Origin of the sequence: Bradyrhizobium sp. CB3481, assembly GCF_029714305.1 — a bacterium.
GTDB lineage: Bacteria > Pseudomonadota > Alphaproteobacteria > Rhizobiales > Xanthobacteraceae > Bradyrhizobium.
In genome coordinates this window covers 1,560,006-1,585,811 of record NZ_CP121647.1, presented here as the reverse complement: position 1 = coordinate 1,585,811, position 25,806 = coordinate 1,560,006, and the positions used below count along the sequence as shown (strand labels likewise).

Sequence of the window (25,806 nt, the reverse complement as noted above, 5' to 3'; positions counted from 1 at the left end):
CCCGGCGTACTGGATCCCCGCCTTCGCGGGGATGACGGCTTGTGTGTGGGGCGACGAGAACGGGACACAAACGCAATGCTGAACTTCTACGGCAAGACCTTCTCCTCCCGCCTGCTGATCGGCACGGCGCTCTATCCCTCGCCGGCGATCATGCAGGATGCGATCCGGGCGTCGGGGGCCAATATCGTCACCGTGTCGCTGCGGCGCGAGGCGGCCGGCGGCAAGACCGGGGACGCGTTCTGGTCGCTGATCCGCGAGCTCGGCGTCACCGTGCTGCCGAACACCGCCGGCTGCCGCAGCGTGCGTGAGGCGGTGACGACGGCCAAGCTGGCGCGCGAACTGTTCGGAACGCCATGGATCAAGCTGGAGGTGATCGCCGACAACGATACGCTGCAGCCGGATGTCGTCGGCCTGGTCGAAGCCGCCGGCATTTTGATCCAGGATGGCTTTGAGGTGTTCCCCTATTGCACCGAGGACCTGTCGGTCGCGATGCGGCTGGTCGATGCCGGCTGCAAGGTCGTGATGCCCTGGGCCGCGCCGATTGGAAGTGCCAAAGGCATCACCAACCGCGACGCGCTAAAGCTGATGCGCGAGCGGCTGCCCGATATCACGCTGGTGGTCGATGCCGGCCTCGGTGCGCCCTCGCATGCGGCGCAGGCGCTCGAACTCGGCTACGACGCCGTGCTGCTCAACACGGCGGTCGCCAAAGCCGCCGATCCCGTTGCGATGGCCAAAGCCTTCCGCCTCGGCGTCGAAGCCGGCCGCACCGCCTACGAGGCGGGCCTGATGGACGCCCGCGACTTCGCCTCGCCCTCAACCCCTGTGATCGGGACCCCGTTCTGGCATGCCGTATCCTGACAGATTTTATCCCGTGGTCGACAGCGTCGCCTGGGTGAAGCGGCTGGCGCGGCTTGGCGCCGGCACGATCCAGCTCCGCGCCAAGGACCTCGATGACGCGCAGTCGCTGCAGATCGTCACCGACGCGCTTGACGCCATCAAAGGCACCGACGCCAAACTCGTGGTCAATGATTACTGGCGCGCGGCGATCGTCGCCGGCGCCAAGCACCTGCATCTCGGCCAGGAAGACCTCGTTGGCGCCGACCTCGCTGAAATCCGCAAAGCCGGATTGAGCCTCGGCATTTCCACCCATGATGACGAGGAGCTCGCGACCGCGCTTGCCGCCAAACCCGATTACATCGCGCTCGGCCCGATCTTCCCGACCACGCTGAAGGCGATGCGCTTCGCCCCGCAGGGCATCCCAAAAATATCAGAATGGAAGAAGCGCATCGGCGACATCCCGCTGGTTGCGATCGGCGGTATCAAGTTCGAACAGTCAGCCGAAATCTACGCCGCCGGCGCCGACTCCATCGCCGTCGTCAGCGACGTCACCCAGAACGCCGACCCCGACGCGCGGGTGCGGCAGTGGCTGGGCGGATGCGCGGAGGCGGCGTGATGAACAGTTCTCTCCCCGTCATTGCGAGGAGCGCAAGCGACGAAGCAATCCATCTCTCCGCTTGCGGCGCAATGGATTGCTTCGCTGCGCTCGCAATGACGGAAGAAGCAATGACGATAGAAATTTCCACCGGCGTCATTCCGGGGCGCGCGCAAGCGCGAACCCGGAATCTCGCTCAATAACCTCGAGGTTCCGGATCGGTCCGTTTCGCGGCCCGTCCGGAACGACGCCCATAAAAACGGAGGATACAGTATGAACATTCGCTCCAATCCCGACACCACGCTCCCTGCCGTCACCACCGGCCCCCTCGCCTCGTCGCGAAAGATCTTCGCCACGCCCGACGCCGCGCCCGACCTGCGCGTGCCCTTGCGCGAGGTCATCCTCTCGGAAGCCGCGGGCGAGCCGAACCTGCCGGTCTACGACACCTCCGGTCCCTACACCGATCCGACCGTCACCATCGACGTCAACGCCGGCCTGCCGCGCAATCGCCTCGCCTGGGTGAAGGAGCGCGGCGGCGTTGAGGAATATGAAGGCCGCGAGATCAAGCCGGAGGACAACGGCAATGTCGGCGCCTCGCACGCCGCGAAGGCTTTTACCGCCCATCACAAGCCGATTCGCGGCCTCGATGGCCACAAGATCACCCAGCTCGAATTCGCCCGCGCCGGCATCATCACCAAGGAGATGATCTACGTCGCCGAGCGCGAGAACCTCGGCCGCAAGCAGCAGCTCGAGCGCGCTGAGGCCGCACTCGCCGACGGCGAAAGTTTTGGCGCATCCGTCCCCGCCTTCATCACGCCGGAGTTCGTCCGCTCGGAGATCGCGCGCGGCCGCGCCATCATCCCATCCAACATCAACCACGCCGAACTCGAGCCGATGATCATCGGCCGCAACTTCCTCACGAAGATCAACGCCAATATCGGCAACTCCGCGGTTACTTCTTCTGTGGAAGAGGAAGTCGACAAGATGGTGTGGGCGATCCGCTGGGGCGCCGACACCGTGATGGACCTCTCCACGGGGCGCAACATCCACACCACGCGCGAATGGATCTTGCGCAACTCGCCGGTGCCGATCGGCACCGTGCCGATCTATCAAGCGCTGGAAAAGTGCGAAGGCGATCCCGTCAAGCTGACCTGGGAGCTCTACAAGGACACGCTGATCGAGCAGTGCGAACAGGGCGTCGATTATTTTACGATCCACGCCGGCGTCCGCCTGCCCTACATCCACCTGACCGCCAACCGCGTCACCGGCATCGTCTCACGCGGCGGCTCGATCATGGCGAAGTGGTGCCTGGCGCATCACAAGGAGAGCTTCCTCTATACCCACTTCGACGAGATCTGCGACCTCATGCGCAAGTATGACGTCTCGTTCTCGCTCGGCGATGGCCTGCGTCCCGGCTCGATCGCGGACGCCAACGACCGCGCGCAGTTTGCCGAACTGGAGACGCTCGGCGAGCTGACCAAGATCGCGTGGGACAAGGGCTGCCAGGTGATGATCGAGGGCCCCGGCCACGTGCCGATGCACAAGATCAAGATCAACATGGACAAGCAGCTCAAGGAATGCGGCGAAGCCCCATTCTATACGCTGGGGCCGCTGACCACCGACATCGCGCCGGGCTACGACCACATCACGTCAGGCATTGGCGCCGCGATGATCGGCTGGTTCGGCTGCGCCATGCTCTGCTACGTCACGCCGAAGGAGCATCTCGGCCTGCCCGACCGCAACGACGTGAAGACCGGCGTCATTACCTACAAGATCGCCGCCCACGCGTCGGACCTCGCCAAGGGCCACCCGGCCGCCCAGCTCCGCGACGACGCGCTCTCCCGCGCGCGCTTCGACTTCCGCTGGACCGACCAGTTCAACCTCGGCCTCGATCCGGACACCGCGCGTCTCTTCCACGACGAGACGCTGCCGAAGGAAGCCCACAAGGTCGCGCATTTCTGCTCGATGTGCGGCCCAAAGTTCTGCTCGATGAAGATCACGCAGGACGTACGGGATTACGCGGCGACGCTGAACGATCCGGCGAGCGTTGGCATGTCGGTGAGCGGCACCATCGAGGATGGCATGGCGGCGATGTCGCAAAAATTCAAGGAGATGGGATCGAGCGTGTATCTCGACGCGGAGAAGGTGAAGGAGAGCAATCGGGTGTTGTGACGAAAGCGCACGCGTTCAGGTCCGATGACCGACAGCCTCACCGGTGTCTGGGACGGCACCTTCGTTCAGCGGCATGTCGGCATGGTCACGTTTCTCGCGACGCTCATCGAATCCGGTGGCGCGCTCGCGGGAAACATCACCCAGCCCTGCACGGTGCCGGGCTGTCCGGTGAGCACCCATAACGCCTCGATTGCCGGTCACCGATCCGGCAGCGCCGTCTCGTTCATCAAGCGCTACGAGCCGCCCGGCCACGGGTATGGCACCGTGTCCTATGAGGGCACGGTGAATGCGGACGTGACGGAGATTGATGGGCGATGGAAGCTGCCGGGGATGATGGGATCGGGGACGTTTTTGATGGTGCGCTCGGGCAAGCCGGCGCGGGCGGTGGCGGCTGAAGAGCGGGCCAAGCAGCCGGTGCGTTAGCATAGCCGATAACGCGGATGAGCGTAGCGACATCCGGGTAAGCAGCCGAATGTCGCTACGCCCATGCGGATGAAAAACTGATCAAGCAGCGACCGAGCGCGCCAGCGGACGCAGCGCCTACGCCGTTATCTGCCTGCTGTTCAACATATACCTTTGGATGTGTCGGATCGCTATCAAAACTTTTCCGTGCTTATTAACCTTCTGTTAACCATTCGCGGCCACGCTCCCCTTCGGCTGGAGGCGATGTGATTCCTGATGTTTCTGCTCCGCGTTCCGGAGCAGGCGTCGATCGGGAGGTGTAGATGCCCCGGGAGTATAGTGACCTTTACCTTGGCGTGGACTGTGTCCCCATGCCGGAGATTCCGCTGTCGGATTCTCACCGCTCACCCCACGAGATCGTACCGCTATTGATCGGCTCCACCGTCGAGGCGATCGAGCGCGAGCTCGTGCTGCAGACGCTGGCGAGTTGCCACGGCAATCGCACCCACGCCGCGCGGCTGCTCGGGCTTTCGGTGCGCACGATGCGCAACAAGATCCGGCAGTACGGGACGGATGGCACCGACATTCCCGCGCACAACTAAACGGCGAGTACAACTTGCACCCCGTTGTCATCGTCCGCGGAGGCGGACGATCCAGTATTCCAGAGACGGTCGTGATCGACCGAGACGCCTCGGCGTACTGGATCGCCCGGTCGAGCCGGGCGACGACAATGGAGAACTGGAACACGCTTCCGATGAGCCATCATAGGCCCCGGCTATGCCCCTCCCCGCTCAATCCGACGTCACGATGCGCCTATTCGGAATTCAAATGACAAGTCACACTCCAACTATTTTTTGTTCACACGTTCTACTTGAACGTGGGCTGACTTATTTTCGACGCACGAAACACCAAGAAATGAGAGCTGAGATCGCGGCGCTGCAACAAAGATAAAGTCCGTGGCGGGGAAGAAATAACGTGGGTGAAACTCTGGGGTCGATAGCCTTTGCTTTGATCGTCATTGCCGTGATCGCCGGCGCGTGGGCCTGGATTTCGACCCTGCTGCGGAAAGGTTTTATGGCGCTGGTCGGGTTCGACCGCATCACTGTCCACGAGTTCGAGAACGTGCTGCTGTACCGCGGCGGCCGCTTCGAAAAGGCCCTTGGCCCCGGCCGCCACCGCATCCCGGCCGGCAGCCGGCAGCTGGCGCGGATCGACATGCGGCCCGAGGTGTTCAAGTTCACCCAGGGCACCGTCTCGGCCGACCGCTTCGCGCTCAACCTCGTCTATGTCGTGCGCACCCAGATCGTCGATCCGCGCGCCTCGTTCGAGAGCACGCAGAACTACCGCAACGAAGTCTGCATGCGCCTGCAATCGGTGGTGAAGGCGATGTGCAGCCGCAAGTCGCGGCTCGATATCCAGATGGACCACCAGACCTTCGGCAACAACGTCCAGAAGGCCGCCAGCCAGGTGTTTCGCTCGATCGGCTGCGAATGCCTGACGTTCGAGCTGATGCAGGTAGATGTCGTCGGGCTGGCTGCCGAGCTGGACAACCGGCGAATGGAAGCGGCGGCGCAGGCGCAAGACAAGGGTGAGAAAGGCGCGTTCGCGGCGATGTGATCGCGCCGGCTCGTTGGCCGATCGGTCGGGCGCCCCGCCGCCGGCCGGGCATCCGGAAGTTCGATTGCAGCGCCAGGGCGGCCGACGGGAGAAGGCCCTCGCTGCGCCGCTCCCGATTTCGAGTGGGTCATTCTGCGCCAGCGTTCGGGCGGCACCCGCGATACCATCACAAAGACCGGCGCCTGCGCAGCTCGTCTGCGCAAGCCGAATGGCTCGGCCATTGCGCAAATAGCTGCAATGCCCAACTCTTCCCTATCAGTCATTCACCCCGGACCCATCAGACATGAGCCAGACCAAACTGTTCGAGCCCTTCAAGCTCGGCCCGATCACCCTGCCGAACCGCCTCGTGATGGCGCCGCTGACCCGTAATCGCGCGGTGCCTCCCGGCATGGTGCCGAGCCCGCTCGCGGTCGATTATTACGGCCAGCGCGCCTCGGCCGGCCTCTTGATCACCGAGGCCAGCCAAGTGTCGCAGCAGGGCCAAGGCTATCAGGATACGCCCGGCATCTATTCGAAGGAGCAGGTCGAAGCCTGGCGCAAGATCACCGACCGCGTGCATGAAAAAGGCGGGCGCATCTTCATCCAGATCTGGCATGTCGGCCGCGTCTCGCACACCTCCCTGCAGCCCGGCGGCGGCAAGCCGGTGGCGCCAAGCGCAATCCGCGCCAAGGGCAAGACTTTTGTGAACGGCACCTTCACCGACATCTCCGAGCCGCGTGCGCTGGAGCTTTCGGAGATCCCTGATATCATCGACGATTACAAACGCGGCACCGAGAATGCGCTGGCTGCCGGCTTCGACGGCGTCGAAATCCACGGCGCCAACGGCTACCTGCTCGACCAGTTCGCCAAGGACGGCACCAACAGGCGCACCGATGCTTACGGTGGCTCCATCGAGAACCGCGCCAAACTGATGCTGGAAGTTTCCAGGGCGGTGGCAGGTGTCGCCGGCCCTGAGCGCACCGGCATCCGCATCTCGCCGGTGACGCCGTCCAATGATGTGTCCGACTCGAACCCACAGCCGCTGTTCGACCATATCGTCGACGGCCTCAGCGCACTGAAGCTGACCTATCTCCACGTCGTCGAGGGCGCCACCGGCGGCCCGCGCGACAACGCGCCGTTCGACTATGCAAGCTTGCGCAAGCGCTTTGGCGGTGCCTATGTCGCCAATAACGGCTACGATTTCGATCTCGCGACCAAAGTGCTGGAGGCCGGCGCGGCGGATTTGATCGCGTTCGGAAAGCCGTTCATCTCCAATCCGGACTTGGTCGAACGGTTGAAGCAGGGCGCGCCGCTGAACGAGTGGGACAAGACCACGTTCTACGGCGGCGGCGCCAAGGGCTATACGGATTACCCAACGCTCGCAGCCGCGCAGGCGGCGGAGTGAGGGCGCGCCTCCGCACCATCGTCATGCCCCGCGAAGGCGGGGCATCCAGTAAACACCGGCTTTGGTGAAAAGAGCGAGAGAGCGCGGCGTACTGGATCGTCTGCTTTCGCGGACGATGACAACGGGAGTAATGGCTCGACGGCGGAAAAGAAAAGGCCGGGATCACTCCCGGCCTTCGGTTGTTTGCATCACTCGCAGTTTACGAGGCTCACTTCGCCTCGGCGCGCTTCGGCGGCGTGGCGGGCCACGACTTCACCAGCGTGTCGTAGTCGACGGTCTCGCCCTTCGGCTTCTCGTTCGCCAGCTTGCGCGCCGGCGCGATGTTGCCGTCCTTTGCCGACTTGGCAAACCAGAACTCGGCCGTCTCTTTCTTGTTCAGCTTCGGCCCGCACTCTTTCTGCACGCCGGACTTCTCAAGACGCTCGAGCACGGAGTCCTGGGCTGCGGCCAGCGCGTCCATCGCCTGTTGCGGCGTCTTCGAACCGGACGACGCATCGCCGATGTTCTGCCACCACAGCTGCGCGAGCTTCGGATAGTCAGGCACGTTATTGCCGGTCGGGGTCCACTGCACGCGCGCGGGCGAGCGGTAGAACTCGATCAGCCCGCCGAGCTTCGGCGCACGCTCGGTGAAGGACTTGTCCCAGATGTCGGATTCACGCACGAAGGTGAGGCCGACATGGCTCTTCTTCAGAGACACCGTCTTGGAGTTGATGAACTGCAGATAGAGCCAGGCCGCCTTGCGGCGATCGGCCGGGGTCGACTTCAGAAGCGTCGCCGAGCCGGCGTCCTGGTAGCCGAGCTTCATGCCCTCTTTCCAGTACGAGCCGTGCGGCGACGGCGCCATGCGCCACTTCGGCGTGCCATCCGCGTTCACGACCGCGATGCCGGGCTTCACCATGTCGGCGGTGAAGGCGGTGTACCAGAAGATCTGCTGGGCGATGTTACCCTGCGCCGGCACCGGGCCTGCTTCGGAGAAGGTCATGCCCTGGGCCTGCGGCGGGGCATATTTCTTCAACCAGTCGAGATATTTGGTGATGGCGTAGACCGCGGCCGGGCCGTTGGTGTCGCCGCCGCGCTCGACCGAGGAGCCGACCGGACGGCAGCCTTCCATGCGGATGCCCCATTCGTCGACCGGCAGGCCGTTCGGGATGCCCTTGTCGCCGTTGCCGGCCATCGACAGCCAGGCGTCGGTGAACCGCCAGCCGAGCGAGGGATCCTTCTTGCCATAGTCCATGTGGCCATAGACCTTGACGCCGTTGATCTCCTTGATGTCGTTGGTGAAGAATTCGGCGATGTCTTCATACGCCGACCAGTTCACGGGTACGCCGAGCTCATAGCCGTACTTGGCCTTGAACTTGGCCTTGTACTCCGGATTGGAGAACCAGTCGTAGCGGAACCAGTAGAGGTTCGCGAACTGCTGGTCGGGAAGCTGATAGAGCTTCTTGTCCGGACCGGTTGTGAACGACTTGCCGATGAAGTCGTCGACGTCGAGCTGCGGGTTGGTGACGTCCTTGCCCTCGCCGGTCATGTAGTCCGACAGGATCACGGTCTGGCCGTAGCGGAAGTGGGTGCCGATCAGGTCGGAATCGTTGATCCAGCCGTCATAGACGTTCTTGCCGGACTGCATCTGGGTCTGCAGCTTCTCGACGACGTCGCCTTCCTGGATCAGGTCATGCTTGACCTTGATCCCGGTGATCTCGGTGAAGGCCTTTGCCAGTGTGCGCGATTCATATTCATGCGTCGTGATGGTTTCCGACACGACATTGATTTCCATGCCCTTGAAGGGGGCGGCGGCCTTTTCGAACCACTGCAGCTCCTTCAACTGGTCCGCCTTCGACAGCGTCGAGGGCTGGAATTCGCTGTCGATCCAGCGCTGGTTGACGGCGTCGTCCGCACGTGCGGGCGCGGCAATGGTCACGGAAGCGGCGATCAGCGCGGCGGCGCTGGTCATCGTCAGAAAGCTCTCCTTGGTCAACGGACCGTTTCTCTCTCTCAAGCGTCGCATGTTGGATCCTCCGGTTGCAGCGACAAACACATATCCAGGCCCGGGTTGATCCCGGATCTGCTCTTTTTTCGCTTCCTAGACGGTGCGGAAAATCGCAACGGCTGAGACAAGCGAAATCAGGGTTGCGAGCCACAGGCTCGATATTTCAACGCCCTCCCCGATCGGCAGCGTCAGAATCGGATCGGTGCCGACAAAGGCAATCCACAGCAAATGGATGACCGCTGACAGCACCAGCGAAATGAACAGCCGGTCGCCGCGCGTGGTCGGAATGCGCAGCACGCCGACGCGCTCGGCCTCGGGATAGGCGGCGGCGAGCCACGTCATCACGCCGAGCGTCAGCGCCAGCATCACGAAGAAGATCGCGGTCGGCAGCGTCCAGGCCATCCATGCGATGTTTTCCATGAGAAGCCCCCTACACTCTGCCCAGCGCAAAGCCGCGCGCGATGTAGTTACGGACGAACCAGATCACCAGCGCGCCGGGGATGATGGTGAGCACGCCGGCAGCCGCGAGCAGGCCCCAATCCATACCGGCGGCGGAGACCGTGCGCGTCATGATCGCCGAGATCGGCTTGGCGTTAACCGAGGTCAGCGTGCGCGCCAGCAACAGCTCGACCCAGGAGAACATGAAGCAGAAGAACGCAGCTACGCCGATGCCACTCGCGATCAGCGGCACCAGGATTTTGACGAAGAAGCGCGGGAACGAATAGCCATCGAGAAACGCGGTCTCATCGATCTCGCGCGGCACGCCGGAGACGAAGCCTTCGAGGATCCACACCGCCAGCGGCACGTTGAAGATGCAGTGCGCCAGCGCGACCGCCCAGGGCGTATCGAACAGATTGATCGCCGAATAGAGATTGAAGAACGGCAGCGCGAACACCGCGGCCGGCGCCATTCGGTTCGACAGCAGCCAGAAGAACAGATGCTTGTCGCCGAGGAAGCGATAGCGCGAGAAGCCGTAAGCGGCAGGCAGCGCCACAGCGATCGAGATCACGGTATTGATGATCACGTATTTCAGCGAGTTGATGTAGCCGGAATACCAGCTCTCGTCGGTAAAGATGCGCATGTAGTTCTCCAGCGTCGGCTGGTGCGGCCACAGCGTCATCGTGGTGACGATCTCGTTGTTGGTCTTGAAGCTCATGTTGACGAGCCAGTAGATCGGCAGCAGCAGGAAGATCAGGAACGCTGAGATGATCAGGCGCCGTCCGGGAATCGAATGCATCAGGCGCCTCCCTGCTTGACCGGGCGTTCGGCGCCGGCATTGGTCATCACGGTGTAGAACACCCAGCACACGATCAGGATGATCAAATTGTAGACCAGCGACAGCGCGGCGGCCTTGCCGAGGTCGAACTGCCCGAGCGCGATCTTGACCAGCTCGATCGAGACGAAGGTGGTGGAATTGCCGGGGCCGCCGCCTGTCACCACGAACGGCTCAGTGTAGATCATAAAGCTGTCCATGAAGCGCAGCAGCACGGCGATCAGCAGCACGCGGTTCATCTTCGGCAACTGAATTGCCTTGAACACCGCCCAGCGCGAGGCGCCGTCGATCTGCGCTGCCTGGTAATAGGCATCGGGGATCGACTTCAGCCCGGCATAGCAGAGCAGCGCAACGAGGCTGGTCCAATGCCAGACGTCCATCACAATGACGGTCGCCCAGGCGTCGAACTCGTTGGAGACGTAATTGTAGTCAAAGCCGAGACTGTTGAGCGTGTAGCCGAGCAGGCCGATATCGGGCCGGCCAAAAATCTGCCAAATCGTTCCGACCACGTTCCACGGAATTAGCAGCGGCAGCGCCAGGATGACGAGACATGCGGCGACGGTCCAGCCCTCGCGCGGCATCGACAGCGCCACCACGATGCCGAGCGGCACCTCGATCGCCAGGATGATCGCGGAGAACAGCAGATTGCGGCCGAGCGAAGCCAGGAAACGGCCGCCGAGATCGGTCGAGGGATCGAGCAGTTCCTTGAACCAACCGACGCCGTTCCAGAAGAACTGGTTGTTGCCGAAGGTGTCCTGCATCGAATAGTTCACCACCGTCATCAGCGGCAGGATCGCGGAAAACGCGACCACCGCGAACACCGGCAACACCAGGAACCAGGCTTTTTGATTGACGGTCTTGTCCATCAGGCAACCCCCTCGACCAGACGGCTGTCGGCATAGACGTGAACATGGGCGGGATCGAACACCAGCCCGACCGTATTGTCTGACACGGAGAATCCCGGCGGAACGCGCGCGGCAAGTTTGGCATCGCCGACGCGGACGCGGGCGAAACGGGCACGGCCGAGATCGTCGATCCGCTCGATCGTGGCCGACAGCAGGCCCGATGCGGGCGCGGCGACATTGACGAATTCCGGCCGCACGCCGACCTCGATCTTGGCGCCTGCCGGCAGCACACCATAATTGCGGTGCAGCCCGATGATATGGCCATCGATCCGCGCCTCGTGCCCACTGACGGCAGCCGGCACGATGTTCATGCCGGGTGAGCCGATGAAATAGCCGACAAAGGTATGCGCAGGCTTGTCGAACAATTCGGCCGGCGTGCCGCTCTGCACGACGCGGCCGTCATGCATGACGACGACGGTGTCGGCGAAAGTCAGCGCCTCGGTCTGGTCATGGGTGACATAGATCATCGTGAGATCGAGCTCGCGGTGCAGCGCCTTCAGCTTCGAGCGCAACTGCCACTTCAACTCCGGATCGATCACCGTCAGCGGCTCGTCGAACAGCACGGCGGCGACGTCGGAGCGGACGAGGCCGCGGCCGAGCGAAATCTTCTGCTTGGCATCCGCGGTCAGCCGCGTCGCCTTGCGGTCGAGATAGAAGGTGAGGTCCAGGAGATCGGCGATCTGCCTCACCCGCGCCTCGACCTCGGCCTTCGGCACGCCACGGTTCTGCAGCGGAAAGGCGAGGTTCTGCCCGACCGTCATGGTGTCGTAAATCACCGGAAACTGGAAAACCTGCGCGATATTGCGCTTCTGGGTTGACAGCGGCGTGATGTCGGCGCCGTCGAACAGAATCTTTCCGCGCGAGGGCGTGACGATGCCGGAAATCAGGTTCAGCAGCGTGGTCTTGCCGCAGCCGGAGGGGCCGAGCAGTGCATAGGCACCGCCCTGCCGCCAGGTCATGGTCACCGGCTTCAGCGCAAAGGATTCCGGCGGCGCGTTATTGCCGCCGTAGGAATGCGCGAGATCGACGAGATCAATGCGGGCCATGTCGCATCTCCCTCAAGCGCACGATTTCTTTGCTTCAAACGAAGCGCGATGCACTTCGCTTGAAGACGCTTTACCTGGCGCTGCGACCAAGCGATCGGCGGCGTCGAACACGAAAACATTGTCGGGATCGAGCACCGCGTCGAGGGTCTGGCCGGGCTCGTATTCATGCACGCCCTGCAGCACCGCGACCCAGTTGGAACCGTCGCGGGTGAGATGCACAAAGCTTTCCGAGCCGGTTATTTCGGTCACCGTGACGGTGGCATGGAACGTGTGCCGCCCGGCGACGCCGCTCGCGACTTCGAGCTGATGGGCGCGGAAGCCGACGCGATACGGCCCGTCGGCGAGCGATGCATAGAGCCCGCTGGCTGGCGCCTTGATGCCGCCGGCATATTGCACGGAACCGTTCTTCTTCTCGATCCCGACGATATTGAGCGGCGGATCGGAAAATACCTGCGCCACGCGCAGCGTATCGGGTTGGCGATAGACTTGCGACGTATCGCCGGCCTGAAGCACCTGACCTTCCCACATGCAGACCGTGTTGCCACCGAGCAGCAGCGCTTCAGAGGGTTCGGTCGTGGCATAGACGAAGATGGCGCCCGAGGCCTCGAAGATGCGCGGCAGTTCGGCGCGCAACTCCTCACGCAGCTTGTAATCGAGGTTGGCGAGCGGCTCGTCGAGCAGCACGAGGTCGGCGCCCTTGACCAGCGCACGAGCGATCGCGGTCCGCTGCTGCTGGCCACCCGAAAGCTGCAGCGGGGTACGCTTCAGATACGGCTCGAGCCGCAGGAGTCTTGCAGCCTCCTGCACGCGATGCTCGATCTCCTCGCGCGGCCGGCCCTGCACGCGCAGCGGCGAGGCAATATTCTCGTATACCGTCAGCGCGGGATAATTGATGAACTGCTGATAGACCATTGCGACCGAGCGCTGCCGCACGTCGGCGCCGGTGACGTCGTTGCCGTCGACCAGCACGCGGCCGGTGGCCGGCTTGTCGAGCCCGGCGAGCAGCCGCATGATCGAGGTCTTGCCCGAAAGCGTCGGCCCGAGCAGCACGCTCAGCGTGCCACGTTCGAGTGTCAGCGAGACATCGCGAATGGTCGGGATACCGTCCACCGTTCGTGTGACATGTTCGAGCGTGACGCTCATGGCCGTCCTCCTGCTTCGCGCAAGGGACGTTCACCGGAGGCGCTATGGGCTTTGATCCATTCGTCGAGTGCGGCGATCTCATCCCGTGAGAGCCGCAAACCGAGCTTGGATCTTCGCCACACCACGTCCTCAGCGGTGCAGGCCCATTCGTTCGACATCAGGTACCGGACCTCGCTCTCCGTCAGGGTAGCGCCAAACGACTGGCCGAGATCATCAGATGATTTTGCATTGCCGAGCAATTTTGTCGCACGCGTGCCATAGGCATGCGCTAGCCGGCCGGCATGCGCCGGGCTGAGGAACGGATAGTTCCGCATCAATTCCGCCGTCAGCGCAGCCACCGCCGAGACATCCATGTCGCCGCCGGGCAGCGGCGCCTTGCCGGTCCACCCTTCTTTCTCTTTCGCGCTGCGTAGATAGGGTGCCAGCCGTTCCAGCGCCTCTTCCGACAGGCGGCGATAGGTCGTGATCTTGCCGCCGTAAATCGACAACAGCGGCGCGCCGCCGGGCGTATCGAGTTCGAACACGTAGTCGCGGGTCGCCGCCTTGGCTTCGCTCGCGCCGTCATCATAAAGCGGCCGGACGCCGGAATAGGTCCACACCACGTCCTTGGGCAGCACCGGCTTTTTCAGATATTCGCTGGCGGAGGCGCACAGATATTGAATCTCCTCGTCGGAGGCCTTCACCTTGGCAGGATCGCCGTCATAGTCGCGATCGGTGGTGCCGATCAGGGTGAAATCGTCCTGATAGGGAATGACAAAGATGATGCGGCCGTCGGCATTCTGGAACATGTAGGCGCGGTCGTGCTCATAGAGCTTGCGCACCACGATATGGGAGCCCTGGACCAGCCGCACCTTGGCGCGCGCATTGACGCCCGAACCTGCCGACAGCACCTGCTCGACCCAGGGACCGCCGGCATTGACCAGCGCCCGGGCCTTGATGGTGCTGCGCGCACCGCTGATCGTGTTCTCGACTGTGACGTGCCAGATGCCGTCTACCTGCCTGATCTCGACCGCGCGCGAGCGGGTCTGGATTTCGGCGCCTCGGTCCGCGGCGTCCCGCGCGGTCAGCACGACGAGCCGCGCGTCATCGACGAAACAGTCGGAATATTCGAAACCGCGCTTGTAGCGGTTGGCGATCAGGGGCTTGCCCACCTCGTCGTGAACCAGATCGACCGAGCGCGTCGGCGGCAGCAGGTGCCGTCCGCCGATATGGTCGTACAGGAACAACCCCAGCCTGAGCAGCCAGGCCGGCCGCAAGCCGGAATGGTGCGGCAAAACGAAACGTAGGGGCCGGATGATGTGGGGGGCGATCTGCCAGAGGACTTCGCGCTCGATCAGGGCTTCGCGGACCAGGCGGAACTCGTAATATTCGAGATAGCGCAGGCCGCCATGCACCAATTTGGTCGACCAGGACGACGTCCCACTCGCCAAATCATTCATTTCGCAAAGGAAAACGGAGTTGCCCCGGCCCGCCGCATCGCGCGCGATGCCGCAGCCATTGATGCCGCCTCCGATGATGGCGAGATCGAATACCCTATCCAACGAAACGCATCCCCCGGCGATCGCCTCTTCACTTCGGCGACTTCGCTTTCGGATTGGGAGTTAAACACAACCAAAAACGAAAGCAAGTCGAAAGCGAAACGAAAGTGGGGAACCGATTTGGTGGGAGGGGCACCGCCCGCGAACATATGGAAGTTGTGTAGTTCCCCTAAGGCAACTCGCGCCTCGACTGTCCGGCCGGTCGGCTATCCCGCAGCAACCGCCTCTATTTCGAGAAGCCACGCTTCGTCGAAAATTCCTGCAATGACAACCGTCAGCGCCGTTTTCCGGTCACCGAGAACTTCATTCCGCACGGCGCGATTGATGGTCGTGTACTTACGGTCAGCAAGATACGTCCGATGCATGACAAGATTATCAAGCGTCATGCCGGCCGCCCTCAGCTGTGCTTCGACGTTGCTCCAGGCTAGCCTGCATTGCGCTTCAAAATCCTGCGGCACACTGCCGTCAGCGGCGACCGGAATTTGGCCGCTGACGAAAAGCATCCGCGTGTGACCGCTGACTTCAAGCGCCTGACTGTAACCGGTCGTCGGCACGAGTGCGGTTTCGGCATTCACGCGTCGGATATGCATTTGGTTCTCCTTTTCTCAGGGATCACCTCGTGCATCGCTGCGCAGCTGTTGCGCAAACCATTTTTCCTGCATCGTCGCTTTAGATTTTCTATTCCAAGCGGGCCCGTCGCAGCAGCGGCCCACCACTCACCACGTAAACGCCGGCCGAAATCGCAGCGATGGCAATCCAGTCCAGCGTCGCAGGCCATTCGCCGAGAACCGGGATGGCCATCACCGCCGTCATGGCCGGCGATAGCGCGGCAAAGGCAGCCCCACTCGACGCGCCAAGCAAGCTCACCGCGCGCCCGTAAAAAACCAATGAAACGATCGCCGTCAAAACGCCTTGCACGAATGCCTGGAGGGCAACATCGCCTAGGGATGCCCGGCCGAGGCTTGCACCTTCCGCAACAAAATAGGCGGGCACATAGAGGATCAGGGCCCCGACAGCGGCGATGCTCGCCGCATGCAATCCGTCTAGCCGCGCCCGCCGCATCGCTACCGTGTAGCAGGCCCAGGCAAACGCAGACGCGAGGAAGAGCACGTGGCCTGTCGCCTGCTGCGGATCGATCGGCCCGACCATGCGCCAGGTGATGCCGATGACTCCAACCACGATCAGCGCGAAGCCGACCTTTTTCACAATTGTGAACGGCTCGTGCAGAACGGCTGCGGCAAGTACAGCGACCGCCAGCGGCATCACGCCGGGAAACAGCGCGCCGGCGTGGGCCGCTGGAGCGAACAGCAGGCCAGTATTGGCGAGCAGCACGGGGGCGCCGCCACCGAGCACGATCGCGATCAATCCAATGAAGCCGAGGCGTTCGAGCGCAAGCCCCCTTCGCAGGACAATAGGCAGCAGGAGCAAGCCGGCTACTCCGAAACGAAGGGCCGCGATATCCCACGGCGTGAGGTTCGTCTGCAGCCCAAGCCGAGCTACGACAATCCAACCCGACCAGATGCTGACGGCCGCGAGCCCGTAGAGAGCCCCGCGAAGGTAATTCGCGGAAGTGCGCCGATCGGCGGCCAACTCGGACATGCTTCACTTCCAGTATGGCCGCGGGGGTGATAACCTGATAAATCAGTTTCAAAGGTTACATTGGAAATGAGGTATCGAGCAAGAACGAGATGAACAGACGCGCCGACCATTTTGACTGGAGCGGCGGTCATCCAGCGCTGGATTTCGTCAATACGCTGGATGAGCGACCTTCTGACGAGCCGATCGACAACCTTGCGACCTACCGCGACCTGGCGCGGTTCGCTGAGTTGGCAGGCTTGATCGAACCGCAGATTGCCGGACCGCTGCAGCGGCTCCATGATCCGGCGTCCATCCGCATCGTGAAACGAGCACGCCACCTTCGCGAGCACCTTCACGACCTGCTGGCAGCAACAACCTCGAGACGGCTGGTGCGGCAGGCAGACCTCGATGCGCTGAGCGCCGCCATTCAGGCCGCCCATGCAGCGCGGGCGCTGGTCGCATCGCGTTCAACGGGATTGGTCGAATACCGCTGGCGCTTGCCTTGGACGCCCGTAATTCCGCTGCATGCCTGCGCGCTTGCGATCGAATCTCTGCTGGTCGGTGGGAAACGCAAGAGAATCCGAAAATGCGGAGCCGCTGACTGCGACGTGTACTATCTGGACACGAGCAAGGCGCAACGCCGGCAATGGTGCAGTATGAAGGGATGCGGAAACCGCGAAAAGCAGCGGCGACGACGCTCCGTGACGCGAAACTAGCGCAAGCGGATAGGTGTTGGAGCTACCGCCGAAGCCGCCTCGCCGCCGGGATCGTCGATATCGGCCGGCGGCTTCTCCATCGCCTCGACGATCTCGATGCCGCGATGGTGGCAGATATTGGCAAGGCCTGCCGGCAGCGGCGCATCAGTCACAAAAGTCTGGATCTGGCTGAGATGGGCGATGCGCACCGGTGCGCTGCGCCGGAGTTTGGTCGAATCCGCGACCAGCATGACGCTTCGTGCATTGGCGATGATCGCCTGCGCGGCCTGCACCTCGCGATAGTCGAAGTCGAGCAGCGCGCCCTCCTCGTCGATCGCGGATGCGCCGATGATGGCGTAGTCGACCTTGAACTGGCCGATCAGGCTGATCGCGGTGGAGCCGATCACGGCGCCGTCAGCGCGGCGCACCGCACCGCCGGCCACGATCACCTCGATGCGCGGGTGCCGGTAGAGCAGCATCGCGACGTTCAGATTGTTGGTGATGACGAGCAGGTCCTCATGCGAGGTCAGCGCGCTCGCGACCTCCTCCGTCGTGGTGCCGATATTGATGAACAGCGAGCAGCCGTTTGGAATCCGCTGCGCCGCCGCAAGACCGATCGCCCGCTTCTCCTCCGCCGCCACGAAGCGCCGCGCCTCATAGGCGAGGTTTTCCACGCCGGAGGCGATGATGGCGCCGCCATGGATGCGCGTCAGCGAGCGCTGGTCGCAGAGGTCGTTGAGGTCCTTGCGGATGGTCTGCGCCGAAACCTCGAAGCGCTTGGCGAGGTCCTCCACCATCACCCGGCCAAAGGCACGGGCGATGTTGAGAATTTCAGTCTGACGGTGGGACAGTCCGGCCACGGCTGGCACCCTTGCGATATCAACTTGGGGCACAAAGTTGCCTTTATGGTGCGGCTGATTAGGGCCGCGGTCAACGAGGGAGATCGGCCGTCAGGGCCGCCGAGGGTGCAAAACGACGAATCCTGGTTAAGGCGACCGCGCCCAGCCACGCGAGCGTTCTGCCACTCGACAAGGCAATTTGTGGCTGCGACACTGTAATCACAACCAGAAACGGAATGGAGGAAACCATGAACATCGATCGCCGTCAGCTCGCCTTGCCCGCACTTGCGCTTGGGTTGGGCCTTGGGCTCACAAGCATCGTTCCCGCTCTTGCCGGCGCAGATGAAGACGCCGTTGCGAAGAAGGTCGAAGCCTTCCGTGCGGCGCAGGCGGCCGGCAATGCCGAAGGGCTCGCCTCGCTCTGCGCAGAAGAGCTGAGCTACAGCCACTCGAACGCCAAGATCGACACCAAGGCGTCGCTTCTCGACGGCGTCGCCAAGGCCAACTACAAATGGACGTCGCTTGAATACAAGGATCCCACGGTCAAGGTCGTTGGTCCCGCCGCCATCGTGCGCTTCACTTTCGTCGGCGAGCAGGAGTTCAACGACGGCAAGAAGACGCCGCAGAACCTGCACATCCTGATGAACTGGCAGAAGCAGGGCAACGACTGGAAGCTGCTGTCGCGGGCGGCCACCAAGCTCTGACCGTCAGGACATCAGGCGCTGGCGGTCATGCCGCCAGCGTCATCCCGCTGACCAGCTGTCTGGCGGCCCGCTCTGCCTCGCGTGCATTGCGAAAGATCTGCCCTTCCAGGCGGTTGAAGCGATGCGAGGCGGCGAAAAACCGGTAGCCGCCCTCCGAGCGCACGATGATCCCGGCCGGCTGCGAGCCGACTTCAATAATATAGGTGTCCGACATGGCCCAGCCTTTGATTTCTTCCGGGCCTACAACGGGTTGCACCGCGAATCGTTCCGTGCTTCCACCGTTGCGGCACAAGGCCAACCTATGTCAAAGCTGGTTCCGGAATATGGCGAATCGCTCAAATGGCTGGAGAACTGACATGATGCCGAAATTCGCGCTCTCGATGCTGGTCGCCCTGGCGGTTTGCGCTCCGCTCCAGGAGGCGGCGGCGCAGGAAAGCACCCTCGGGGGCGCGCTGTTCGGCGGCGCCGCCGGCGCCATTGTCGGCGGTGCGCTCGGCGGCGGCCGCGGCGCTGCGATCGGCGCCATCGTCGGCGCTGGCACGGGGGCTGCGATCGGCGCCCAGGGCGAGCCGCGACCGGGCGGCTATCGCTGGTATCAGGGCGGTTGCTACATGGAGCAGCCCGAAGGTTGGGTCGCGGTCTCGCCGCGCTATTGCGGGGTCCAGGCGCAATATGCCCCTCCGCCGCCGCGCTACTATGACGACACGCCCCGTTGCATGCGCTCGCCGAGCTACGATCCGCGCCGCGGCACGTTCATCGGCCGCGACGGCTACGAGCGTCCCTGCCCGTAAGATCCATAGCGTTTTCAAGCGAAGCATGCCCTCGGACTTGATCCGGGGGTGGATACCGGGTTCGCGTCAAGAAACGCGTCAAAACAAAAAACTACGTCTTGATAACGCCATCCGGGGTGACCGGCTGCGGACGGCCGTCATCGTCGATTGAGACGTAGGTGAAATTGCCGTCAGTCACCAGGATCGACTGCAGCTCCTTGCGGCGGACGACCCAGGCTTCGAGATGGACTGTGATCGAGGTGCGTCCGACCCGCACCAGATTGGCGTAAACCGACACGAGATCGCCGACATAAACAGCTTTTCGAAAATTCATCGCCTCGATCGCGACCGTCACGGTGCGCGACTTGGCGATCTTGGACGCGAACACGCCGCCGCCGATATCCATCTGGCTCAATAGCCAGCCGCCGAAGATGTCGCCGTTGGCGTTGGTATCGGCCGGCATCGCCAGCGTGCGGATGCAGAGGTCGCCACGCGGTTCGGTCTCGGTCGAAACCGGCGCATGCACATGTGTTTCGCTCACTTGAAGTTCTCCCAGCCGGCATCGGGCGTAAACCGGCCGCCGAATTTGTCAGTCAGCGCATCCAGCGTCGAGACCACGTTGTCCACGCCGCGGGTGCGTGCATAGTTGAGCGGACCGCCACGGAACGGCGCATAGCCGGTGCCGAAGATCATCGCACCGTCGACCACGTCGGCATTGTCGACGATGCCCTCGCGCAGACAGGCGATACAGACATTCGACATCGGCAGGATCAGCCGGTCGATCATTTCGGCTGACGGCTCTGAGATCGCCGACATGCCTGATGTGTCGGCCTTGCCGTCCTTCCAGGTGTAAAAGCCCTTGCCGGTCTTGCGGCCGAGTTCGCCCTTGGCGACCTTGTCGCGCAACCAGGCCGGCGTCGACGGCAGCGCGTTGCCGAATTTCGAGCGCAGCATGTCGCCGACGTCGAGGCAGATATCGAGGCCGACCTGATCGGCCAGTTCGATCGGCCCCACCGGCATGCCGAATTTTCTCGCGGCGGCGTCGATGACGGTCTTATCGATTTTCTCGTCGAGCATCATCATCGCTTCGAGCATGTAAGGCGTCAGCGCGCGGTTGACGAGAAAGCCGGGCGAGGATTTGACGGATAGCGGCAGGCGGTCGATGGCACCGACGAAGGCGAGCGCCTGCTTCAGGAGCTCACCGTCAGTGCCGTCATGGCTGACGACTTCGACGAGCTGCAGCCGCGAGACCGGATTGAAGAAATGCAGACCGAGCAGCCGTTCGGGTTTTGCGAGCGTGGTGCGCAGATCCTGCAGCGGAATGCTCGAGGTGTTGGTGGCGAGGATAGCGCCGGGCTTCATCTTCGGCTCGAGCGAGGCGTAGACCTTCTGCTTCAGCTCGAGCTTTTCCGGAACCGCCTCGATGATGAGATCGGCATTGCGGACACCCTCTGCCTGCATATCCGGCATCAGGCGGTCGAGCGCATCGCGCACCGCGGTGCGCTTGCGCAGAATCTTGCCGTAGAGATCGGCGGCGCGCTTTATCGCGCCCGCGATCGGCTCCGGCTTCATGTCGGCAAGCGTCACCCGCAGATCCTGGCCGGCGCACCAGGCGGCGATGTCGCCGCCCATCGCGCCCGCGCCGATGACGTGGACATGCTCGATTCTGTTGCCGCTGCCCGCGAGCTTCTTCATCTGCTCGCGCAGGAAGAATACACGGATCAGATTCTGCGTGGTCGGCGTCACCATCAGCCGCGCGAACGACGCCTTCTCGGCGTTCAGCATCGCACGACGATCGCCGCCATGCTTCTCCCAGAGATCGATCAGCGCGTAAGGCGCGGGATAATTTGCTTCCGGCGCAGCTTTCGCCGCCTCGCTTCGCATCCGCCCGGCGAGGAAGCTCCTGACCGGCCCGAGGCCGACAATATTGTTGAGCAGCCCCGGCTGCGCGCGCTTGAGGCGGCCGGAAACAGCGTCCTTGACTGCACCCCGCACATGGCGCTCCTGCGTCACGGCGTCGACCAGCCCGAGCGATTTTGCGCGGCGCGCATCGATGGTCTTGCCGGTCAGCATCAGCGGCATCGCCTGCATCGGATTGACCAGTTGCGTAAAGCGCACGGTGCCGCCGAGGCCGGGATGCAGGCCGAGCATCACCTCGGGAAAACCAAACCGCGCATCCTCGATCGCGATCCGCATCTGGCAGGCCAGCGCCACTTCGAGCCCGCCGCCGAGACAGAAGCCGTGGATGACAGCCACGCTCGGCACCCGCAAGCCCTCGAGGCGGTCGATCACTGCATGGGCGCGGCCGATCTCGGTCTCCACTGCCGCGACGTCGGTCGCGCCGCGAAAAGCGTTGACGTCGGCGCCGGCAATGAAGCCGGATCGTTTGGCGGAGCGGATCACGAGGCCCGTCGGGCGCTGGCTTTCCAGCTCCGCCAGCACCTTGTCGAGCTCTTCGATCAGGTCGGCCGAAAGCGTGTTGGCGCTGGTGCCCTCGCGGTCGAACAGCAGCCAGGCGACGCCGTCGGCGTCGCGGGTCAGCCTGAAATTCTTGTATGGGCCGCCGGCATCCGGCGTCGGCCCGAGTTCGAGCACGCGATCGCCAAGAAGGTTCATGATTTGGCTGTCCATGCTCACACCGTCTCTATCAGCATCGCGCCGCCCTGCCCGCCGCCGATACATTCGGTGGCGATGCCGCGCCGTGTGCCCAGCCGCTTCATGGCATTGACGAGGTGCAGCACGATGCGGTTGCCGCTGCACCCCACAGGGTGGCCAAGGCTGATCGCGCCGCCGTCGACGTTCAATTGGCTCTGGTCGAGCTCGCCAGCCGCGCCGTCGAGCCCAAGAATCTCCTTGCAGAATTTTTCGTCGTTCCAGGCGGCAAGGCAGCCCAGCACCTGCGTGGCAAAGGCCTCGTTCAATTCCCAGGTCTCGATATCGGACAGCGTCAGCTCGTTGCGCTTCAATAGTTCCGTCGCCGACAACACCGGTCCAAGGCCCATGATGCCGGGGTCGAGCGCCGACCATTGGCTGTCAAGGATGGCAGCTTTCGGCGTCAGGCCATGCCTGGCGACGGCCTCTTCGGAAGCGAGGATCACCCAGGATGCACCATCGGTGATCTGCGAGGAATTGCCCGCGGTGACCTTGCCCCAGGGGCGTTCGAACACCGGCCTCAGCTTTGCCAGGGACTCCGGCGTGGAATCCGGCCGTACGCCATCGTCATGATCGTAGAATTTTCCATCGCGCGCAAATGCGGTCTCGACTTCGCCCTTGAGCCAGCCTTCGGATTGCGCTTTGGCCAGTCGCTTGTGGCTCTCGGCGGCATAGGCATCCGACTGCGCGCGCGTGATGCCGAAGAGATGGCCGACCACCTCGGCGGTCTGCCCCATATTGAGTTCGGTGATGGGATCGGTGAGCCCCCGCTCCAGCCCGATGATCGGCTTGAAATAGCTCGGCTTCACCTTCAGCGCCGCCATGATCTTGGCGCCGATGCCCTTGGCGCCGGCAAGCCCGGCAAACCAGCGCACGCCCTGTTGCGGCCATACCAGCGGTGCATGGCTGAGCGCCTCGGCACCCCCGGCCAGAATGAGGTCCGAGACGCCTTCGCGGATGTAGCGATAGGCGGTGTCGATTGACTGCATGCCGGAGCCGCAATTGATCTGGACGGTGAAGGCGACCATCTTCTCGCCCATCCCGAGCCGCAGCGCGGCGACCCGGGCCGGATTCATCTCGTCGGCGATGACGTTGACGCAGCCGAGGATGACCTGATCAAAGGCGTCGGGCGCAAACGGCTGCCGCGCCAATAGCGGGCGGCCGCATTGCACGGCAAGATCGACCGGTGTGAACGGCCCCGGACCGGAGCGCGCTTTGAGGAACGGCGTCCGGCTGCCGTCGACGATAAAGACCGGTCTTGCCATCAGCTTGCCGCCCTCTGTTCACCCAGTTCCTGGAAGAACTGATGCACGTCGGCGCCCTTCCTGTAAATCGGCGACAATGCTTCGGCTGCGAAGTCGTCGACCTCGATCACCTTGGCAACGGCCTCATGCGCGGCCTGAAGCTTTTCGCCGTCGGCCTGGGTGATGACGCCCCTCGTCACCGCCTCCTTCCAGTCATGCAGCCGCGCCGCGCGCATCTGCTTTGCGGCGTCCTCTGCTGATGTGACGAGGTGGAACGCCTTCTCCAGCCGCGCGATGCCGCCATCATCGTCGACGGCGGCAAGATCCGGCGTCAGGCGGTCGCGCGCCGTCGACGGCGCCAGCACCAGCTCTGCGCATTGATGCACAACGCGGTCCGACGGTCCGGTCACCTTGGCGCCGAACGGCTGTATCAGGAATTTCAGCATCACCGCCACCAACCGACTCGGCAGATTGGCGAGGATCTCGGCAAAGCGATTTTCGATGGTGCGGAAGCCACTTGCCATGCACCATTCAAGCGCCGCGAAATCTTCGCGCTGGCGTCCCTCGTCCTGCCAGCGCTTCAGCGCGGCCGATAACAGATAGAGCTCGGACAGGATGTCGCCGAACCGCGCCGAGAGCATTTCCTTACGCTTGAGCGCGCCGCCGAGCGTCAGCAGCGCCATGTCGGCGCAGAGCGCAAACGCTGAAGAATAGCGCGAGAGCTGGCGATAGAATCGCGTCGCCTCGCCGGCATCGGGCGCCGGCGCCAACAGGCCGCCGGTCCAGCTCCGGCCCCAGGCGCGGAACATGGTCTTGAAGCTGTGGCCGACATGCGCCCAGAACGCTTTGTCGAACGCGTCCAGCCCCTTGGCACGGTCGGCTTCACCCAGCGCATTCATTTCCTCGAGCAGGAATGGATGAGCACGGATCGCGCCCTGCCCGAACACGATGAGGTTTCGCGTGAGGATGTTGGCGCCTTCCACCGTGATGCCGACCGGCACCGCGCGGTAGAGGCTGCCCATGTAATTCTGCGGCCCGTCGATCACAGCCTTGCCGCCATGGATGTCCATGGCGTCGTCGATCACGATCCGCATCCGCTCGGTGGCGTGCAGCTTCATGATGCCGGAGATCACGGCCGGATGATGCCCCTGGTTGAGCGCGGCACAGGTCAGCCGACGCGCGGCGTCGAGCAGATAGGCGGTGCCGACGATGCGGGCGAGCGGCTCCTCAATACCTTCGAACTTACCGATGGAAATGCCGAACTGCTCGCGGATGCGGGCATAGGCGCCGGTGGTCCGCGCGGCGTAGGCCGCGCCTGCCGCCGATAATGACGGCAGCGAAATGCCGCGGCCGGCGGCGAGCGCCGTCATCAGCATCTTCCAGCCCTCACCTAACCGCTCCTGCCCGCCGATGATGTAGTCCATCGGGATAAAGACGTCCCGGCCCCAGTTCGGGCCGTTCTGGAACACCTGCATCGCCGGTAGGTGGCGGCGGCCGATCTCGACGCCGGGCAGATGGGTCGGGATCAGGGCGACGGTGATGCCGAGCTCTTCCTGCTGGCCCACGAGATGATCGGGATCATAGGCCTTGAAGGCGAGACCGAGCAGCGTCGCCACCGGCCCCAGCGTGATGTAGCGCTTGTGCCAGTTCAGCCGCAGGCCCAGCACTTCGCGGCCTTCGAACTGGCCTTTGCAGATGATGCCGGTGTCGACCATCGAAGCGGCATCCGAGCCCGCCTCCGGGCTGGTCAGGCCGAAGCAGGGAATGTCGCGGCCGTCGGCAAGGCGGGGCAACCATTGCTGTTGCTGCTCCTTGGTGCCGAAACGCATCAACAGTTCGCCGGGCCCGAGCGAGTTCGGCACCATCACGGTGACGGCGGCGGTCAGCGAGCGCGAGGACAGCTTTCGTACCACTTCCGAATGCGCATAGGGCGAGAAGCCGAGCCCGCCAAATTCCTTCGGGATGATCATGCCGAAGAATCTGTGCCGCTTGACGAAGGCCCATGCCTCCGGCGGCAGATCGCGCCATTCCCAATTGATCTTCCACTCGTCGAGCATGGCGCAGAGCTCATCGACCGGACCGTTGAGAAAGGCCCTTTCTTCATCCGTCAAAATGGCCGGCGCGACTGCCAGCAATTTCGACCAGTCGGGATTGCCGGTAAAGAGGTCGGCGTCCCACCAGACGTCGCCCGCCTCCAGCGCCTCGCGCTCGGTGTCGGACATCGCCGGCATCGCGCCACGCGCGAAAGCGAAGATCGGCTTGCTGATGAAATCGCGGCGGAAGCTCATGGCGAACCCTCCTGGTCTGCGGCGCGAGGTCGCGCCCCACCGGTGCCCAACGACGGCTTATTCTAGCTGAAAGCACCGGGATTTGGGGGCGTTTCGCCCCGGGAATGAAGCGAAATTGATAAACCGGAAGATAACGG

Annotated in this window: 25 protein-coding genes; 10 read left to right on the top strand and 15 right to left on the bottom strand. The window is 63.4% G+C overall.

Annotation, left to right across the window (positions count from 1 at the left end):
* Positions 1–75: 75 nt before the first annotated feature.
* The 7 genes from QA643_RS07665 (at position 76) to QA643_RS07635 (ending at position 7,007) form a co-directional block, all read left to right on the top strand.
* Positions 76–858, top strand: coding sequence for a thiazole synthase (locus tag QA643_RS07665; protein WP_283032584.1), 783 nt, complete (start codon positions 76–78; stop codon positions 856–858).
* Entirely contained in the window at positions 845–1,453 is a 609-nt protein-coding gene (locus QA643_RS07660) for a thiamine phosphate synthase (protein ID WP_283032583.1), read from the top strand. Before QA643_RS07665 ends, QA643_RS07660 begins: the two co-directional genes overlap by 14 nt.
* Positions 1,454–1,705: 252 nt before the next feature.
* The gene (gene thiC, locus QA643_RS07655; protein ID WP_283032582.1) at positions 1,706–3,604 is read left to right on the top strand and encodes a phosphomethylpyrimidine synthase ThiC; all 1,899 of its coding nucleotides are present in this window, start codon (positions 1,706–1,708) and stop codon (positions 3,602–3,604) included.
* Between the two features lie 24 nt (positions 3,605–3,628).
* Positions 3,629–4,027 (top strand): hypothetical protein, encoded by a 399-nt coding sequence (locus QA643_RS07650; RefSeq protein ID WP_283032581.1) that lies wholly within the window; start codon positions 3,629–3,631, stop codon positions 4,025–4,027.
* A 350-nt stretch (positions 4,028–4,377) separates the two neighbouring features.
* A complete protein-coding gene (locus QA643_RS07645; protein WP_283032580.1) occupies positions 4,378–4,608 on the top strand; it encodes a helix-turn-helix domain-containing protein in 231 nt (76 codons plus the stop codon).
* Between the two features lie 373 nt (positions 4,609–4,981).
* Positions 4,982–5,623: an SPFH domain-containing protein gene (locus QA643_RS07640; protein ID WP_283032579.1), complete on the top strand. Its 642-nt coding sequence runs from the start codon at positions 4,982–4,984 to the stop codon at positions 5,621–5,623.
* Between the two features lie 283 nt (positions 5,624–5,906).
* Positions 5,907–7,007: an alkene reductase gene (locus tag QA643_RS07635; protein WP_283032578.1), complete on the top strand. Its 1,101-nt coding sequence runs from the start codon at positions 5,907–5,909 to the stop codon at positions 7,005–7,007.
* A gap of 208 nt (positions 7,008–7,215) precedes the next feature.
* Here QA643_RS07635 and QA643_RS07630 read toward each other — a convergent pair whose 3' ends face one another.
* From QA643_RS07630 to QA643_RS07590, 9 genes are all read right to left on the bottom strand, one after another.
* Positions 7,216–8,958, bottom strand: coding sequence for an ABC transporter substrate-binding protein (locus QA643_RS07630; protein WP_283034739.1), 1,743 nt, complete (start codon positions 8,956–8,958; stop codon positions 7,216–7,218).
* 129 nt (positions 8,959–9,087) lie between these two features.
* Positions 9,088–9,414: a DUF2160 domain-containing protein gene (locus tag QA643_RS07625; RefSeq protein ID WP_283032577.1), complete on the bottom strand. Its 327-nt coding sequence runs from the start codon at positions 9,412–9,414 to the stop codon at positions 9,088–9,090.
* Positions 9,415–9,424: 10 nt separating this feature from the next.
* The gene (locus QA643_RS07620) at positions 9,425–10,231 is read right to left on the bottom strand and encodes a carbohydrate ABC transporter permease (protein ID WP_283032576.1); all 807 of its coding nucleotides are present in this window, start codon (positions 10,229–10,231) and stop codon (positions 9,425–9,427) included.
* Positions 10,231–11,133 carry a sugar ABC transporter permease gene (locus tag QA643_RS07615; protein ID WP_283032575.1) on the bottom strand — a complete coding sequence of 301 codons (903 nt, stop codon included), beginning with the start codon at positions 11,131–11,133 and terminating at the stop codon, positions 10,231–10,233. The genes QA643_RS07620 and QA643_RS07615 overlap by 1 nt, the downstream gene beginning before the upstream one ends.
* Positions 11,133–12,218 carry an ABC transporter ATP-binding protein gene (locus QA643_RS07610; RefSeq protein ID WP_283032574.1) on the bottom strand — a complete coding sequence of 362 codons (1,086 nt, stop codon included), beginning with the start codon at positions 12,216–12,218 and terminating at the stop codon, positions 11,133–11,135. The genes QA643_RS07615 and QA643_RS07610 overlap by 1 nt, the downstream gene beginning before the upstream one ends.
* A gap of 12 nt (positions 12,219–12,230) precedes the next feature.
* The gene (locus QA643_RS07605; protein WP_283032573.1) at positions 12,231–13,361 is read right to left on the bottom strand and encodes an ABC transporter ATP-binding protein; all 1,131 of its coding nucleotides are present in this window, start codon (positions 13,359–13,361) and stop codon (positions 12,231–12,233) included.
* Positions 13,358–14,902 carry a glycerol-3-phosphate dehydrogenase gene (gene glpD / locus QA643_RS07600; protein ID WP_283032572.1) on the bottom strand — a complete coding sequence of 515 codons (1,545 nt, stop codon included), beginning with the start codon at positions 14,900–14,902 and terminating at the stop codon, positions 13,358–13,360. The genes QA643_RS07605 and glpD overlap by 4 nt, the downstream gene beginning before the upstream one ends.
* A gap of 203 nt (positions 14,903–15,105) precedes the next feature.
* Positions 15,106–15,489, bottom strand: a complete 384-nt coding sequence (locus QA643_RS07595) for a RidA family protein (RefSeq protein WP_283032571.1) — start codon at positions 15,487–15,489, stop codon at positions 15,106–15,108.
* An 88-nt stretch (positions 15,490–15,577) separates the two neighbouring features.
* Complete coding sequence (locus QA643_RS07590; protein ID WP_283032570.1) at positions 15,578–16,489, bottom strand: DMT family transporter; 912 nt, start codon at positions 16,487–16,489, stop codon at positions 15,578–15,580.
* Between the two features lie 98 nt (positions 16,490–16,587).
* On the opposite strand from QA643_RS07590, the gene QA643_RS07585 reads away from it, so the two are divergent.
* A complete protein-coding gene (locus QA643_RS07585) occupies positions 16,588–17,193 on the top strand; it encodes an ABATE domain-containing protein (protein ID WP_283032569.1) in 606 nt (201 codons plus the stop codon).
* Here the strand turns inward: QA643_RS07585 and QA643_RS07580 are convergent.
* A complete protein-coding gene (locus QA643_RS07580) occupies positions 17,190–18,032 on the bottom strand; it encodes a DeoR/GlpR family DNA-binding transcription regulator (protein ID WP_283032568.1) in 843 nt (280 codons plus the stop codon). The genes QA643_RS07585 and QA643_RS07580 overlap by 4 nt on opposite strands.
* Before the next feature lie 227 nt (positions 18,033–18,259).
* Here QA643_RS07580 and QA643_RS07575 point away from each other — a divergent pair, with 227 nt between their 5' ends.
* Entirely contained in the window at positions 18,260–18,715 is a 456-nt protein-coding gene (locus QA643_RS07575; RefSeq protein WP_283032567.1) for a nuclear transport factor 2 family protein, read from the top strand.
* Between the two features lie 25 nt (positions 18,716–18,740).
* On the opposite strand, the gene QA643_RS07570 is transcribed toward QA643_RS07575, so the two are convergent.
* Positions 18,741–18,929: a hypothetical protein gene (locus QA643_RS07570; protein WP_283032566.1), complete on the bottom strand. Its 189-nt coding sequence runs from the start codon at positions 18,927–18,929 to the stop codon at positions 18,741–18,743.
* Between the two features lie 142 nt (positions 18,930–19,071).
* On the opposite strand from QA643_RS07570, the gene QA643_RS07565 reads away from it, so the two are divergent.
* Positions 19,072–19,506, top strand: a complete 435-nt coding sequence (locus QA643_RS07565; RefSeq protein WP_349253258.1) for a YMGG-like glycine zipper-containing protein — start codon at positions 19,072–19,074, stop codon at positions 19,504–19,506.
* Positions 19,507–19,597: 91 nt separating this feature from the next.
* Here the strand turns inward: QA643_RS07565 and QA643_RS07560 are convergent, their stop codons facing one another.
* The 4 genes from QA643_RS07560 to QA643_RS07545 are packed head-to-tail and all read right to left on the bottom strand — an operon-like array spanning position 19,598 to position 25,669.
* Positions 19,598–20,026, bottom strand: a complete 429-nt coding sequence (locus QA643_RS07560) for an acyl-CoA thioesterase (protein ID WP_283032565.1) — start codon at positions 20,024–20,026, stop codon at positions 19,598–19,600.
* Positions 20,023–22,116, bottom strand: a complete 2,094-nt coding sequence (locus QA643_RS07555; protein WP_283032564.1) for a 3-hydroxyacyl-CoA dehydrogenase NAD-binding domain-containing protein — start codon at positions 22,114–22,116, stop codon at positions 20,023–20,025. The genes QA643_RS07560 and QA643_RS07555 overlap by 4 nt, the downstream gene beginning before the upstream one ends.
* A gap of 2 nt (positions 22,117–22,118) precedes the next feature.
* On the bottom strand, positions 22,119–23,402 hold the full coding sequence (locus QA643_RS07550; protein ID WP_283032563.1) for an acetyl-CoA C-acetyltransferase: 1,284 nt from the start codon (positions 23,400–23,402) through the stop codon (positions 22,119–22,121).
* Positions 23,402–25,669 (bottom strand): acyl-CoA dehydrogenase, encoded by a 2,268-nt coding sequence (locus QA643_RS07545; protein ID WP_283032562.1) that lies wholly within the window; start codon positions 25,667–25,669, stop codon positions 23,402–23,404. Before QA643_RS07545 ends, QA643_RS07550 begins: the two co-directional genes overlap by 1 nt.
* Positions 25,670–25,806 lie beyond the last annotated feature (137 nt).

Bases quoted from the DNA above. Each gene is read 5' to 3' on its own strand.
- QA643_RS07650 (WP_283032581.1), top strand. From the start codon at position 3,629: ATGACCGACAGCCTCACCGGTGTCTGGGACGGCACCTTCGTTCAGCGG.
- QA643_RS07565 (WP_349253258.1), top strand. From the start codon at position 19,072: ATGATGCCGAAATTCGCGCTCTCGATGCTGGTCGCCCTGGCGGTTTGC.
- QA643_RS07610 (WP_283032574.1), bottom strand. From the start codon at position 12,218: ATGGCCCGCATTGATCTCGTCGATCTCGCGCATTCCTACGGCGGCAAT.
- QA643_RS07615 (WP_283032575.1), bottom strand. From the start codon at position 11,133: ATGGACAAGACCGTCAATCAAAAAGCCTGGTTCCTGGTGTTGCCGGTG.
- QA643_RS07555 (WP_283032564.1), bottom strand. From the start codon at position 22,116: ATGGACAGCCAAATCATGAACCTTCTTGGCGATCGCGTGCTCGAACTC.
- QA643_RS07595 (WP_283032571.1), bottom strand. From the start codon at position 15,489: ATGCATATCCGACGCGTGAATGCCGAAACCGCACTCGTGCCGACGACC.
- QA643_RS07660 (WP_283032583.1), top strand. From the start codon at position 845: ATGCCGTATCCTGACAGATTTTATCCCGTGGTCGACAGCGTCGCCTGG.
- QA643_RS07545 (WP_283032562.1), bottom strand. From the start codon at position 25,669: ATGAGCTTCCGCCGCGATTTCATCAGCAAGCCGATCTTCGCTTTCGCG.
- QA643_RS07605 (WP_283032573.1), bottom strand. From the start codon at position 13,361: ATGAGCGTCACGCTCGAACATGTCACACGAACGGTGGACGGTATCCCG.
- QA643_RS07665 (WP_283032584.1), top strand. From the start codon at position 76: ATGCTGAACTTCTACGGCAAGACCTTCTCCTCCCGCCTGCTGATCGGC.
- QA643_RS07570 (WP_283032566.1), bottom strand. From the start codon at position 18,929: ATGTCGGACACCTATATTATTGAAGTCGGCTCGCAGCCGGCCGGGATC.
- thiC (WP_283032582.1), top strand. From the start codon at position 1,706: ATGAACATTCGCTCCAATCCCGACACCACGCTCCCTGCCGTCACCACC.
- QA643_RS07635 (WP_283032578.1), top strand. From the start codon at position 5,907: ATGAGCCAGACCAAACTGTTCGAGCCCTTCAAGCTCGGCCCGATCACC.
- QA643_RS07645 (WP_283032580.1), top strand. From the start codon at position 4,378: ATGCCGGAGATTCCGCTGTCGGATTCTCACCGCTCACCCCACGAGATC.
- QA643_RS07550 (WP_283032563.1), bottom strand. From the start codon at position 23,402: ATGGCAAGACCGGTCTTTATCGTCGACGGCAGCCGGACGCCGTTCCTC.
- QA643_RS07630 (WP_283034739.1), bottom strand. From the start codon at position 8,958: ATGACCAGCGCCGCCGCGCTGATCGCCGCTTCCGTGACCATTGCCGCG.
- QA643_RS07575 (WP_283032567.1), top strand. From the start codon at position 18,260: ATGAACATCGATCGCCGTCAGCTCGCCTTGCCCGCACTTGCGCTTGGG.
- QA643_RS07625 (WP_283032577.1), bottom strand. From the start codon at position 9,414: ATGGAAAACATCGCATGGATGGCCTGGACGCTGCCGACCGCGATCTTC.
- QA643_RS07585 (WP_283032569.1), top strand. From the start codon at position 16,588: ATGAACAGACGCGCCGACCATTTTGACTGGAGCGGCGGTCATCCAGCG.
- QA643_RS07620 (WP_283032576.1), bottom strand. From the start codon at position 10,231: ATGCATTCGATTCCCGGACGGCGCCTGATCATCTCAGCGTTCCTGATC.